The sequence below is a fragment of the Neisseriaceae bacterium CLB008 genome, from assembly GCA_041228285.1.
Classification (GTDB): Bacteria; Pseudomonadota; Gammaproteobacteria; order Burkholderiales; family Neisseriaceae; genus JAGNPU01.
Window position 1 is genome coordinate 1,745,943 of the sequence record CP166133.1, and the last position, 14,212, is coordinate 1,760,154.

7 protein-coding genes are annotated in these 14,212 nt (G+C 52.3%); 3 read left to right on the plus strand and 4 right to left on the minus strand.

Annotated elements, in window-relative coordinates:
* Window positions 1-110: 110 nt before the first annotated feature.
* The gene (locus AB8Q18_07940) at window positions 111-449 is read right to left on the minus strand and encodes a P-II family nitrogen regulator (GenBank protein XDZ50127.1); all 339 of its coding nucleotides are present in this window, start codon (window positions 447-449) and stop codon (window positions 111-113) included.
* 229 nt (window positions 450-678) lie between these two features.
* Here AB8Q18_07940 and purL point away from each other — a divergent pair, with 229 nt between their 5' ends.
* Complete coding sequence (gene purL, locus AB8Q18_07945; protein XDZ50128.1) at window positions 679-4,584, plus strand: phosphoribosylformylglycinamidine synthase; 3,906 nt, start codon at window positions 679-681, stop codon at window positions 4,582-4,584.
* A 272-nt stretch (window positions 4,585-4,856) separates the two neighbouring features.
* Window positions 4,857-7,337, plus strand: coding sequence for an autotransporter outer membrane beta-barrel domain-containing protein (locus tag AB8Q18_07950; protein ID XDZ50129.1), 2,481 nt, complete (start codon window positions 4,857-4,859; stop codon window positions 7,335-7,337).
* A 52-nt stretch (window positions 7,338-7,389) separates the two neighbouring features.
* On the opposite strand, the gene AB8Q18_07955 is transcribed toward AB8Q18_07950, so the two are convergent.
* Window positions 7,390-8,586 (minus strand): hypothetical protein, encoded by a 1,197-nt coding sequence (locus AB8Q18_07955; protein XDZ50130.1) that lies wholly within the window; start codon window positions 8,584-8,586, stop codon window positions 7,390-7,392.
* Window positions 8,587-8,689: 103 nt separating this feature from the next.
* Window positions 8,690-9,181: a transcription elongation factor GreB gene (gene greB, locus AB8Q18_07960; protein XDZ52911.1), complete on the minus strand. Its 492-nt coding sequence runs from the start codon at window positions 9,179-9,181 to the stop codon at window positions 8,690-8,692.
* A gap of 327 nt (window positions 9,182-9,508) precedes the next feature.
* Here greB and ppk1 point away from each other — a divergent pair, with 327 nt between their 5' ends.
* Window positions 9,509-11,554, plus strand: a complete 2,046-nt coding sequence (gene ppk1, locus AB8Q18_07965) for a polyphosphate kinase 1 (GenBank protein XDZ50131.1) — start codon at window positions 9,509-9,511, stop codon at window positions 11,552-11,554.
* 53 nt (window positions 11,555-11,607) lie between these two features.
* On the opposite strand, the gene AB8Q18_07970 is transcribed toward ppk1, so the two are convergent.
* Window positions 11,608-14,115 (minus strand): TonB-dependent receptor, encoded by a 2,508-nt coding sequence (locus tag AB8Q18_07970; protein XDZ50132.1) that lies wholly within the window; start codon window positions 14,113-14,115, stop codon window positions 11,608-11,610.
* Between the last annotated feature and the right edge of the window lie 97 nt (window positions 14,116-14,212).

Genomic DNA, 14,212 nt, shown 5'->3' on the forward strand with positions numbered 1-14,212 from the left:
GGGTGCGGCGAAAGCTGCACCTTTTTTTTCGCTTTTTTCCGCTTAATGGCCACAATAAAACCGCTGCTTAATGCGCAGCGGCTTTATTTAGTCGGCGTTTATATACTAGGTTATACGGCCTGCTCGTCGCGCTCACCTGTACGAATACGGATGCACTCTTCCACCGACGACACGAAAATTTTACCGTCACCAATCTTGCCCGTTCTGGCCACCTGAATGATGGCTTCAATCGCGCGCTCAACCATGTCTTCTGGTAAGACCAGCTCAACTTTAACCTTCGGTAAAAAGTCCACCGCATATTCAGCCCCACGGTAAATTTCAGTGTGCCCTTTTTGGCGACCAAAACCCTTGACTTCAGTCACGGTCAAACCATTTACCCCAATTTCAGTTAATGCCTCTCTCACGTCGTCCAATTTAAACGGCTTGATGATGGCTTCAATCTTCTTCATGTAACGCTCCTAAGTCTAGACACTAAATCGTTCAACCAAGCAGATTCCGCCAGCGGGCCACAGCCAAGCGGCAGGCCCTGATTCTGCAAATCAATCTGGCTTGGGTATAGAAATCATTCTATATCAAGGGGATTCATTTTTAAAAGCGATTTCGCAAATTTTAAGAGCCAAAACAGCCAACTTAAGGTATCATAACGGCTTTCCCCAAACTGCTTTGTGAGAGAGATTCATGTCGCTAGTTTTGCCCTTGCGTGGTGCCGCTGCACTGTCTGCATTCCGACTCGAGAAGTTACATCAAAAAGCTCTAGAGCTTAACCTTCCTACCAACCTAACCATCCGCTCAGAATATTGGTATTTTGTTGACGCCGAAGCCCCTTTGGCGGCCGCGCAAACAGACGCGTTGTGCCAATTAATTGATGCGGTAACAGAACCCCCGGTGCCTCCTATTAGTGAGGCATCTTTGCTGTTAGTGGTACCCCGTATTGGCACTATTTCTCCTTGGGCTTCTAAAGCCACCAACATTGCCCACAACTGTGGGCTTAATGTTGTCAGCCGCATCGAACGCGGCATGGCCTTGTGGGTGAGTGGTCTAAACGCCGAACAACTGGCCGTGTTCCAAACCTTGGTACACGACCGCATGACCGAAAGCGTCCTGCATCACTTCGATGACGCACAATGGTTGTTTAGCCGCCCGGAAGAAAAAACCTTCTCTACCGTCGCCGTACTGAGCGAAGGCCGTTCTGCCTTAGTGGCCGCCAACTTAGATTTAGGCCTGGCCCTATCAGAAGACGAAATCGACTATTTAGTAGAAAACTACCAAAAGCTGAACCGCGACCCCAGCGACGTCGAACTCATGATGTTTGCCCAGGCTAACTCTGAGCATTGCCGCCACAAAATCTTCAACGCCGACTTTATTCTTGATGGCGAAGCCAAAGAAAAAAGCCTGTTCGGCATGATTCGCGACACCCACAAAGCACATCCTCACGGCACCGTGGTGGCCTATAAAGACAACGCCTCCATCATTGAAGGCGCCAAAATTGACCGTTTCTATCCTAAAGCTGCCGAACAACAAGGCTATCGCTTTAGCGAAGAAGACACCCACATCGTCATGAAAGTGGAAACCCACAACCACCCCACCGCCATTGCCCCATTTGCCGGCGCGGCCACTGGTTCTGGCGGTGAGATCCGTGACGAAGGCGCCACCGGTAAAGGCGCCCGCCCTAAAGCAGGCCTAACCGGCTTTAGCGTGTCCAACCTCAACATCCCTGGCTTCAAACAGCCTTGGGAGCAGTATTCAGCCACCGAGGCCGAATATGGCAAGCCCGAACGCATTTCCAGCGCCCTAGACATCATGATTGATGGCCCTATTGGCGGCGCAGCGTTCAACAACGAATTCGGTCGCCCTAACCTATTAGGCTATTTCCGTACCTTTGAAGAAAGCTTTGCCGACGACGTGCGCGGCTACCACAAGCCCATTATGTTGGCCGGTGGCTTAGGCAATATTCAAGGCGGCCAAGTTGAAAAAGACATCATTCCCGAAGGCGCCTTGCTGATTCAGCTAGGCGGCCCAGGCATGTTGATTGGCCTTGGCGGCGGTGCTGCTTCCAGCATGGCCACTGGCGCCAACAGCGCCGACTTAGACTTCGATTCGGTACAGCGTGGCAACCCAGAAATTGAGCGTCGTGCTCAAGAAGTGATCGACCGTTGCTGGCAGCTTAGCGAAGGCAACCCCATCGTGTCGATTCACGACGTCGGCGCCGGCGGCTTGTCTAACGCCTTCCCTGAGTTGGTCAACGACGCAGGTCGCGGCGCGATTTTCAAGCTACGCGACATCGCCCTAGAAGAACATGGCCTCACGCCCATGCAAATCTGGTGTAACGAAGCACAAGAGCGTTACGTCTTGGCCATCATGCCCAAAGACCTAGACCTATTTACCGAAATCTGCGCCCGCGAACGTTGTCCATTCTCTGTAGTCGGTACGGCTACCGATGATGGTCACCTGCAGGTGCGTGATGACTTATTTGATAACGATCCCGTTGATTTACCGCTAAACGTGTTACTGGGTAAACCCCCACGCACGACGCGCAGCGATGTCAGCAAACCAGCGATTCACACTGAATTCAAAAGCTCCGGCCTAGACTTGAAGGAAAGCGCTTATCGTGTATTACGCTTACCGACTGTAGCGAACAAGAACTTCTTGATCACCATCGGGGATCGCAGCGTCGGCGGCATGACCCATCGTGACCAAATGGTTGGCCGCTTCCAAACGCCGGTGGCCAACGCTGCCGTCACCATGATGGGCTTTAATACCTATAAAGGTGAAGCCATGAGCATGGGCGAGAAGGCTCCGATTGCCCTCTTTAACGGCGCCGCCTCTGGCCGCATGGCCGTGGGTGAAGCGATCACCAATATTGCCAGCACCGACATTGGCGATCTAGGCTTAATCAAACTATCAGCCAACTGGATGGCCCCTTGCGGTAACGAAGGTGAAGATGCGCGCCTATACGAGACGGTTCAAGCCGTGTCTGAATACTGCCAAGCACTGAAATTAAGTATTCCAGTGGGCAAAGACTCTTTATCGATGAAAACCGTTTGGTCTGAAGGCGATGCTCAAAAATCAGTGACCTCACCTTTATCTTTGGTGATCACTGCGTTTGCCCCAGTACAAGACGTGCGCTTAACCGTGACGCCAGAACTTAAAGCCGTGGCTGCCGATAAAGTCTTGCTCATCGACTTAGGCCAAGGCCATGCCCGCATGGGCGGCAGCGCCTTAAGTCAAGTATGGAAAGACTTGTCTGGTTCTGCACCTGACTTGCCAGAAAGCCACATTTTGGCCGGCTTCTTTAACGCCATCCAAGCCTTGCTACAGTCGAAAAACCTATTGGCCTACCACGACCGCGGTGACGGTGGCTTATTCACCACCCTAGCGGAAATGACGTTCGCGGCCCACGTCGGCCTAGACGTGACGCTAGACGCCGTGATGGCTGCACAGGTTAACGACAACTTTGTCGACGCTTTATTTAACGAAGAGCTGGGCGCTGTGATCCAAATCAATGCCGCCGATGCTGAGCACGTCATGTCGGTTTTTGCCGCCAACGGCATTGCCCACTTGGTACACGATCTAGGCAGCAGCAACGCCAGCGATGCGCTGAACATCAGCCTCGGCGGCAGCCCCTTGATCGCCGAAAGCCGTTTGGCCCTACAAACGGCCTGGACCGAAACCAGCCATAAAATGCAGCGTTTGCGTGACAACCCTGCAGGCGCCGACAGCGAGTTTGCCCTCTTGCAAGAAGACGGCCTCACCGCCCTACGCGCTCAAGCCAGCTTTGACGTACACGAAGACGTGGCCGCACCGTTCTTGAATAAAGGCGTGGCGCCTAAAGTAGCTGTATTACGTGAACAAGGCGTGAACGGCCAGGTTGAAATGGCGGCCGCATTTACCCGCGCAGGCTTTGATGCCTACGACGTTCACATGAGCGACATTTTAAGCGGTCGTGTGGCCTTGGCCGACTTCCAAGCTCTGGCGGCCTGTGGCGGCTTTAGCTACGGTGACGTTTTAGGCGCTGGTGAAGGCTGGGCCAAAAGCATCTTGTTTAACGACGCCGTACGCGACGCCTTTAGCCAATTCTTTGCCCGTCCAGACACCCTATCGCTAGGCGTGTGCAACGGCTGTCAAATGATGAGCAACCTCGCCAGCATCGTGCCTGGTGCCGACGCTTGGCCGAAGTTCAAACGCAACGAGTCAGAGCAGTTCGAAGCCCGTTTGAGCATGGTAAAAATTGCCGCCTCTCCTTCCTTGTTACTGCAAGACATGGTGGGCAGCGAGCTACCGGTTGTGGTGAGCCATGGTGAGGGCCGCGCCGAATTCCAAAACGGCACCCTACCAGCGGACTTAAGCATTGCCTTGCAATACGTTGATGGCTTAGGTAACGTGACCCAACGTTACCCACTCAACCCCAATGGCGCACCAGCCGGTATTGCCGGCGTCACCACGCCCGACGGCCGCGTTACCATCATGATGCCGCATCCAGAGCGCGTGTTCCGCACCCAGCAAATGAGCTGGCATCCTGAAGATTGGGGCGAAAACAGCGCCTGGTATCGCATGTTTGCCACCGCCAGACGTCATTTTGCTTAATCTTAATTCAACGCAAACCGCCCTCAGGGGCGGTTTTTTTTAGGCCTACGAAAGGTCAGGGCCTCTTGACTGTTGTCTTTTATCCACTATTTTAAATTAGAAATTTAATATTATTAAAGCCTTAACACTGAGCTATAGCACATAAAGCGCAACATGGGCCCCAACGGCGACGTCACCATTAAATTTCAAAGACCCCATTTTAAACAAATAGAACCATGACATTACATAAGTCTTTGTTACTATTACAGGGATGCCACTAACAGGATAATCCCATGATGACCTCTACCCGCACCCTACAATTGAGCATAGGCCTATTTTTATACACCTTACACCTCAGCAGCTATGCCGCCTGCATCGACAACGGCACCACGCTGGACTGTGACAACACCATCAGCGGCTCACCTGATGCTAAATACGCAACCGTCAACATCACCACCACCCTTGCCGGTGGCACCACACCTTTAGGGGGCTTTGGCGTCTACGGTAATAACAACACCCATTTTGACTTCAAAACCCTCAACGTCACCACCAGCGGCAGCGCTGCCGACGCCTTGCGCACCCGACTCACGGCCTCGATGGTCATCGATAAATTAATCATCAACACCAGCGGCAGCTCTGCTGATGGCATCAACATGACCGAAGACGCCCGCGGCAGCACCATCACCGTTGGCGACCACGCTGAAATACGCACCCAAAGCGGTGTGGCTGTGCGCGCCAACTCTGGCACCGAGGTGGGTAAAAACAACGTCATTACCCTAGGTAAGAATGCCCACATCGAAACCCAAGGCAGCGGCAGCAATTTCATTGACTCCGTTGGCTACGCCGTCTACGCCGGCAACCGCAATAGCGGTGGTGCCAATGCCAAGGGGAACGCCATCGTGAACATCGGTGACAACAGCACCATCATCACTCACGGCAACAACGCCCACGCCGTCTACGCCAACCGTGGTGGCCAGATCAATCTCGGCCACACTAAAATCAGTACCGCCACCAAAGGCGCCTACGGCCTGTACGCCGAAACCCTAAACGCCCGCGGCAGCAGCATTAACCTTAACGGCAACGTCGACATTACTGGCCTCCCCAGCGGCAAAACTATTTTTGCCAAAGGCGTGAACTCTACCATTACATCCACCGCTCCTAGCGTCTTCACCATCAACGGCAATATCGGCGCCGACGCCTCTGCGCTGGTCGACCTTAAAATGAGCGACGGCAGCCTATTTACCGGCTTAAGCGACACAGGCAAAGACGGCCAGGTCGACCTCAGCATCAGCGGCGCCAGCAGTAAATGGGACTTGATTGGCGACGCCAACGTCAGCAACCTCACCCTCAATCAGGCCGCCATGATGTTCAACCATGATGATGGCGCCTTTAAAACCCTCACAGTGAAGCAAAACTACGAAGGGCAAGACGGCGCCCTACACTTCAACACCGTCTTAGGCGATGACACTTCGGCTACCGACAAACTGATCATTGGCGGTAACACTAAGGGCAGCACCAAAGTCTTCATTAAGGCATCTGGTGGTGAAGGGGCCGTGGCCGAAAACGGCATTAAACTGATTGAAGTGGCCGGCGCATCCGACGGTACCTTTGTGCAACAGGGCCGTGTCGTCGCCGGCACCTACGATTACCACCTGGCCCGTGATGCAGCCAACAATAAAGATTGGTCGCTGACCAGCAAGCTCTCGCCCGTTGATCCGCCAATTGACCCCCCCATTGATCCGCCGATTGACCCTCCCGTTGAACCCCCTGTCGAACCCCCTATTGAGCCGCCCATCACGCCACCCGATACAGGGCGACCTGAGGTCGGCAGCTACTTAGGTAATTATTTAGCCAGCAACACCCTCTTCAACCTACGCTTGCAGGATCGCGTGGGTGAAGGTGGCTTCACCGAAGCCTTATTAAGCCAACAAAAAGTGGGCGCCGTCTGGACACGTATTGTGGCGGGCCAAACCCGCTTTAAGGACAACAGTGGCCAGATCAAAACCAAGTCGGACCACAAAGTGATTCAACTGGGTACCGATGTAGCCCAATGGCTGACGGATGATCGTCAGCGGGTTCACCTTGGGGTGATGGCCGGCTATGGCGACAACAAAGCCAAATCCGATGCCAGCCTCACCGGCTATTCGTCCACCGGCAAGCTTGAAGGCTATCACGTCGGCCTATACGGCACTTGGTATCAAGGCCTAGATAACGAAGCCGGCCTCTACGTCGACGGCTGGTTAATGTACAACCACTTCAAAAACAAGATTGAGGGCCAAGACCTACCCACCGAACGCTACAACGCCAGCGGCTGGACGGCCTCGGTTGAATCTGGCTACACCCACCCTCTGGGCACTGTGGGTACCCACAGCACCCGCCTTTATGTACAGCCCAAAGCTCAACTGACGTGGATGGGCGTCAAAACTGGGGACGTTGTCGAGCAAAACGGCACCCGCATTCAACATCAAGGTGACAACAATCTACAAACCCGCCTTGGGGTGCGCCTGTATGCGCAAAATGAGGCTGCCCAGAAACAGCAAAGCCAGCAATATTATGCCGAGCTCAACTGGCTGCACAACAGCCGTGACTACGCCATTAAGATGGATCAAACCAAAAGCCACATCGATGGCTTAAACAATGTGGGTGAACTCAAGCTTGGCCTTGAGGCCAAGTTGGCCCCTCGCACCCAGATCTGGGCCAACGTTGGCTACCAATTTGGCAAAAATAGCCACCGTGACATTGCCGGTATGTTGGGCATCAAGCAGCTGTTCTAAGTATTGAGGCCATAAAAAGACGACCTCTCGGTCGTTTTTTTTATTCTGCTGGCTATAGCCAGCTGGGCTGAAAGGTATCCTTAATGGATAAGCTTCTGAGCACGATACAGGTCTGCCGCTTTTCTACCGCGCACAAAATAGTCGTATCCGACAATTTCAGCGCCGCATAGCCCAAGATATAAGGTTGGGATGCTTCACTTGGCGCCGTTTGACGCACCAGCTTGGCCCCATCCGTATCTGCTCCCTGTAGCTCAATGTGCGCCACGCGCCAATGAGCCAAGTTTAGCTGTAGCTCACTGCTGTGCATCACCGTCTCATCCAATAAATAATAGGCTGGCTCGCTTTTGTCTTCGGCCAAGCCCATTTTACTGAACAAACCAAACGGGAAGCTTTCCACGATGAACACCACCGACAAAAACACCATAAAGGCCGACAGCAGCGAATATTTGAACTTATGCTTAAAGTAATCCCGGTCACCTCGATACACCACGTTTAAATACTCACTGTCGATCAGCACGCAATGGGCCAGCACAAACAGCAGCAATAAGCCCATTTTCAGATGACTGCCAAAATGGGCAAAATCCAAGGACACAAACACCATCATCAAAAAGAAGGCCAAAGCGGCATAGATGGCCCAGGTAAACAAGGTCAGTAAGGCTAGGCTCAGTATTTTAAAGCCTGTGGGCTTATCCACCAGCAGGCGCATGAGCGGTCGGCCGTGGTGACGCAAAGCCAATAACCATAAAGCCAGCCCGGCCCACAACAAAGCCCAAGTGGGGTGATCCCATAAGGCAATACAAACCAAAACCAACACCAGGCTTAACACCCCCTGATGATTCAGCCAGTGTGGGCGAATCTGGGCGTGTGCCCGCCGCCGCGCCAAATCAATAGGGTGTCGCTTAGCCGACAGCCGCATCACATCGTCGATCAGCCAAATAAAAAAATAAGGGCTCAGCAACACCGCTAAAATCGCCAAGGCCATGCTGAAAAACAGCGCCGACACGATCAACAGTAAAGACGTGTAATTAAACGCATTCAACATGAAGCTGGCCTGCCCCAGGCTCTTCAGGTAAAAGTAAATCACCGTACCGCCTAAGACCACGGCCAAAGCCGCCATCACCGACAGTGCCGACGCCACATTACCCAAAGCCGCCGACAGCGCTGGCAAACTCGGCAAGCCTAGGTGCAGGCCGGCCTTAGGCGGGTCAGCAGGCTCAACAGTCGGTTCGGGAGTAGGAATAGATGCCATGGTGACTCTCCTCAAGCTTGCGCCATATTCATAAAATCATTGATTACAATATTTATTTATACTTAATAAATGGCCAACGGCTTTAATCACAGCCTCAGCCGAACTAATCGATCTTGATGTACTCGACCGACACGATTTCAATCTCTTCTTCGCCATCGGGCGTTCTAAATAAAATCACGTCGCCTTCGTATTGCTTAATCAAAGCTTTGGCCAAGGGCGACACCCAGCTGATTTTGCCCTTACTTAAGTCCAGTTCATCCACGCCTACAATTTTAATCACCTGTACGCCCAATACTTCACGCTCTATCGTCACTGTGGCGCCAAAAAACACCTGATCGGTCTTCTCTCGGGTTTCCGGGTCGACAACCAGCACTTCTTCCAAGCGTTTGGTTAAAAATCGAATGCGCCTATCGATTTCGCGTAAGCGGCGCTTACCATAAATATAGTCACCATTCTCACTACGGTCGCCGTTACCCGCCGCCCAGTTCACAATATTCACCACCTCGGGGCGATCCTTATGCACTAAGAACGACAGCTCATCTTTCAGCGCCTGCCAGCCTTGAGGCGTCATGTAATTTTTGCGCACCTGCGGCATGCTCACTTCCACCACAGGATCTAAATCTTCATCATCATTTTCTTTGGTAAACGCTTTATTCATTCTGCCCTCTCTTGACGCCTAAAATTAAGGCTTCAATCCTTGATCATTCATTATCACATCATAGCAAATTTCGCCCATTGAGTCGGCGCCCTCACTTGATTTCCCAAACCCTGGGCCATTTCAGCAAGAAACCCCTCTTTTCGGCGCTTAAGCCCTTTTCTTGTGCCACAAAACAGCGTATCTTTAAACCCTAAGTTACAGCATGCCCCAAGCATGCTGTCTGTCACCCCCTATAGTACAATAGATCAGAGGAACCCCTACAAAATGTCACAGCTTTTGTGTCGAGAACTAAGCCTATTGGCCTTTAATCAGCGCGTCATGGCGCAGGCCGAAGACCCCTCGATCCCGTTACTGGAACGGCTTCGCTATCTGTGCATTGTGTCCTCTAATCTGGATGAGTTTTTTGAAGTCCGCGTGGCCTGGCTAAAACAGACCCATCGCGCCACTCCCGAGCGCATTTTAGTCGACGGCACCACGGCCAAAGAAACCCTGGACAAAGTACTGGCCGTCAGCAAAAACCTTATCCGCGACCAATACGCCATTTTGCGTGACCAGCTGTTCCCGGCTTTAGAAGCAGAAGGGATTAAATTTTATCGCCGTCGTGAATGGAACGATGCTCAGCGCGATTGGATTAAGGCCTATTTCGACCGAGAGCTGTTGCCGATTCTGACGCCCATTGGGCTAGACCCATCGCATCCCTTTCCCAAACTGCTGAATAAGTCGCTTAACTTTGCCATCGAATTAGAAGGCAAGGATGCGTTTGGCCGCCCGTCGGGCATGGCCATCGTACAAGCGCCGCGCATTTTGCCGCGCATCGTGGCGCTGCCCAAAGAATTAACCGGTGACAAAACTGGCTTTGTGTTTTTATCATCCATCCTGCACGCCCATGTCCACCCCCTATTCTTAGGCATGACGGTCAAGGGCTGCTACCAGTTTAGGCTCACCCGCGACAGCGACTTAACCGTCGACGAAGAGGAGCTCACCAATTTACGCACGGCCATCATCGGTGAGCTACGTGATCGACAGTACGGCGAAGGCGTTCGCCTAGAAGTGGCGGATAACTGCCCCGAGCACGTCAGCCAATTTCTACTGCGTCAGGTCAACCTAACCGAAGAAGATTTATATCAGGTCGACGGTCCGGTTAATCTGGTGCGCCTTAACGCCGTTCACGCGCTGGTGAACCGCCCCGACCTTAAGTTTACGCCGTTCACGCCTGCTCAGCCGCCAGAATTCAAAAAGAACAACCGCAGTATTTTTGCAGCGATTAAAAAGCAAGACATCTTGCTGCACCACCCCTATCAATCATTTACGCCGGTGTTGAATTTTGTGCAACAGGCCGCCACCGACCCTACCGTCGTGGCCATTAAAATGACTATTTACCGTACCGGCTCAGATTCTGAACTGGTCGAAGCCTTGGTGTCTGCCGCCCTAGCCGGCAAGCAGGTCACCGTTGTGGTCGAGCTGATGGCCCGCTTTGATGAAGAGGCCAACCTGCGCTGGGCCAGCCGCTTAGAAGATGCTGGTGCCCACGTGGTGTACGGTGTCTTTGGCTATAAGGTTCACGCCAAAATGGCCTTAATCGTGCGTAAAGAACGCAACGAATTAAAACGCTACGTCCACTTCAGCACCGGTAACTACCATCAAAGCACGGCGCGCGCCTACACCGATTTTGGCCTCTTTACCTGCGATGATGAATTTGCCTCTGACGCTAATGATTTATTCATTCAAATCACCGGCCTAGGCCACGCCAGCAAGCTCAACAAGCTGTTCCAAAGCCCTTTCACCCTGCACAAAATGATCTTAACCAGCATCGCCGCCGAAACCGCGGCGGCACGGGCCGGCAAGCACGCCAAGATCATCGCCAAGATGAACGCCTTAATTGAGCCCCAAGTCATCGCTGCACTCTATGAAGCCAGCCAGGCCGGCGTGCAAATTGACCTCATTGTGCGCGGCATGTGTATTTTACAGCCCGGCATCGAAGGCCTGTCCGAGAACATACGGGTGCGCTCCATCATCGGGCGCTTCCTAGAGCATTCGCGAGTGTATTACTTCTACAACCAAGGCGCAGAAGACCTTTACATCGCCAGCGCCGACTGGATGGGCCGTAACCTCTTACGCCGCATTGAAACCTGCGTGCCCATCCTCGATGCCAAAGTCAAAAAACGCATCATCAAAGAAGGCCTAAGCATCTTCTTACAGGACAACATCAAGGCTTGGCAAATGGACGAACACGGCGATTACCACAAGCTTCCGGTCGACGGCGAGCCCATCGACACCCAGCTGAGCCTCTTGGCTCAATATCAAAAATAACCACGCCACAAAAAAGCTGCCCGCAAAGGCAGCTTTTTAGTATTTGAACCTGCTTAGAAGCGCATGCTCAAACCCATTTTCACCGTCCGCCCTGGCATCGGCATGCCAATCACGGTGCCCGGATCAAAGGTATAACGGTTGGTTAAGTTGTCCACGTTGACGGTCACTTCTGCGTGCTTATTCACCTTATACTTAGCAAATAAATCCACGATTTTCTCCGCTGGAATTTCCTCTACGGCGCGGCCACTGATGCCGGTACCGTTCAACCACCCCTTAGGATTGTGCTTGGCCGAATGGTAGCGCAAACGGGCGCCGACGCTTAAATCTCGATCGAGGAAATAGGCGCCAACGGCTAGGTTCAGCAAGCGCTTAGGCGCGATCCTAGCTGGAATCAGGCTCCACTCCCCACCGGCCTCAGAGCACACATTGGCGCTGTCTGGGCAAATTTTGGGTTTATTGTATAAAGTGGCATTAACATCAATAAAGAATCTAGGGCTGTCATAGGCTAAGCTCAGCTCATATCCCTTCATCAAGAAACGGTTGTAGTTCACAAAAGTATAGCTGGTCGAAGCCCACCAAGCCGCGCCAGGCGCACTCTTATGGGTGCCGGCCGTCACAAAATTCTTGATGTCATTGTGAAAATAATTGGCCTTAAAAGTGAGCCTATCGCTGTTGTTGATTAAGTTTTGATACTGACCTTTAAAGCCTAATTCATAGCTACGCGCATTTTCCGGCTTAAGGGGATAGTGCCAATCAAAGCTAAAGGTCTCATTCGAACTAGACCCTTCAAACAGGCTGGGGTTACGATAACTATTGCTGTATTGAGCAAACACATCTAAGTGGTCGTCCAGATGGACCGCCAAATGGCCAAGCCAATCAAACTTCGTATGATAATCATATTTTAAAGTATCTGTCGTTTGATAGAGCTTAGAGCCATTAAAATCGGTAATCCTGCCTTTATGCAGGCGGCTATTCAGATTGACATCGGCCACAGCCGCAGCATAATTAAGATTTAAGAACATCGATTGCTCTTCCCGCTTCGCGTCGCGACTAGACTCTCTTTGATATAAATTGCGCGGCTGCATGCGCTGCTGATCCAACGTGACGCCATAGTTAAGCGTCAAGGGTAGGCTCGACAAAACGCTGATGTTTTGTATGTTCAAGCCATGTCGGTCATCGGCGGCACTGCCTAGGTATTGATTGCCATACATGGCGCCTGGACTCATACTTAAACCATTATACTGATGCATTTTGGCCTTCGTCTGCCAAAAGCTGGTGGTTAAATTGATTAAAGGATTGTCCGCTGGCTGATATCGATGCTCGACGCTGGAGGCACTGACGCGTGCTGAGCCCGGCATCCATTGCGGCATGTGATCGCCATCGGGCCGCTCGCTTTTAAACCAGTAAAAGGACAATACCTCGCCGGCTTTTTGCAGGTGGCGGCGGAAATTCAGCTCTAAACGCTGTGAGTCGGTCAGATTAATGCCCAGTTTGGCAATGCCAGAATCGCTTTCGTAGCTGGTATTCACCACCTCTTGACCTGGGCTGATCATGGCTTGATCGGGGTTGAATCGGTCTCGGCCTTTTTTACCGGCAAAATAATTGCCGACTTTACGGTGGTTATAGGCCGTAACAAAGTCAAAGCGTTCGTCTTGATAGGCAAAACCCACCGTAAACGCACCGTTCTTAAAATGACGCGACTTTTGGCCATCGCTTAAGGCATAGCTCTGCTGCCCCCGCTCATCACTTGGCACGTTCGGGGTTTTATTATTGTTAAACAAGCTGCCCTTTAACAAGACACCATATGATTGCCCGGGCAGCAAGATGTCGTCCACGCCCAGGGTTTTCATTTGCACCAATCCGCCAATCGCCCCCGTGCCGTACTTGCTCGCGCTCGCCCCCTTATCGGTGACCACAGAACTGATTAAGTCCATGTCCACATAGGTGCGATCGCTCTCGCCTTGATAGCCTCGAAAGGTATGGGTCGACTGCAAACTGCCGTCAATGTATACCGGCACGCGTCCTTCGCCCTGCACCCCACGAATGCCGATGTCCAAAGCCCCCGCCTCATTGCGCAAACTATTCACCTGAACCCCAGAAATCCCTTGGAACACATCGCCGTTACCGGTGCCCCGATAGCGCTCAAGCTGTTCTTTATCTAAATAAACCCGGCCAGGGCTTGGGTTTACTTGGCGGCTGCCGATGACGATCACATCCTCGATATTGCCTGCTCCGGTAGCGGCAGTATCCTGGGCCGAACGGATGCTATAGGTGCCATTCTCGGCGACCAATCGCAGGTTATGTCCCGCCAATAGCTGACGCAGCCCTTTAGCCGGTGTATACGAGCCTTGTAGGCCCTTGGTGGTTAAACCCTGAGTCAGGCTGGGTGAAAAGGCAAGATTGATGCGGCTGGCCTGAGCGAATTGATTTAAAGCATTCGCCAGCTGTCCAGCCGGTATGGCGTAGCTCGTGGCAACTTCTTCGCCCTGAGCTGCCTGCGCTTGCCCTAGCCCCATCGCCAGCAGGCCAGACACCAACAGCGCTATTTTATTTTGAGTCATGTGTGTGCTTTCTTGTGAATGAGTTCTGATGCCTAATTAACGAACCAAATCGATAAGTAGCTCAAACAAACACAAGAAATAATCATAAATAATTGTT

Excerpts from the sequence above, each read along its gene's own strand:
- AB8Q18_07940 (XDZ50127.1), bottom strand. The coding sequence starts at position 449 with ATGAAGAAGATTGAAGCCATCATCAAGCCGTTTAAATTGGACGACGTG.
- purL (XDZ50128.1), top strand. The coding sequence starts at position 679 with ATGTCGCTAGTTTTGCCCTTGCGTGGTGCCGCTGCACTGTCTGCATTC.
- AB8Q18_07950 (XDZ50129.1), top strand. The coding sequence starts at position 4,857 with ATGATGACCTCTACCCGCACCCTACAATTGAGCATAGGCCTATTTTTA.
- AB8Q18_07955 (XDZ50130.1), bottom strand. The coding sequence starts at position 8,586 with ATGGCATCTATTCCTACTCCCGAACCGACTGTTGAGCCTGCTGACCCG.
- greB (XDZ52911.1), bottom strand. The coding sequence starts at position 9,181 with ATGCCGCAGGTGCGCAAAAATTACATGACGCCTCAAGGCTGGCAGGCG.
- ppk1 (XDZ50131.1), top strand. The coding sequence starts at position 9,509 with ATGTCACAGCTTTTGTGTCGAGAACTAAGCCTATTGGCCTTTAATCAG.
- AB8Q18_07970 (XDZ50132.1), bottom strand. The coding sequence starts at position 14,115 with ATGACTCAAAATAAAATAGCGCTGTTGGTGTCTGGCCTGCTGGCGATG.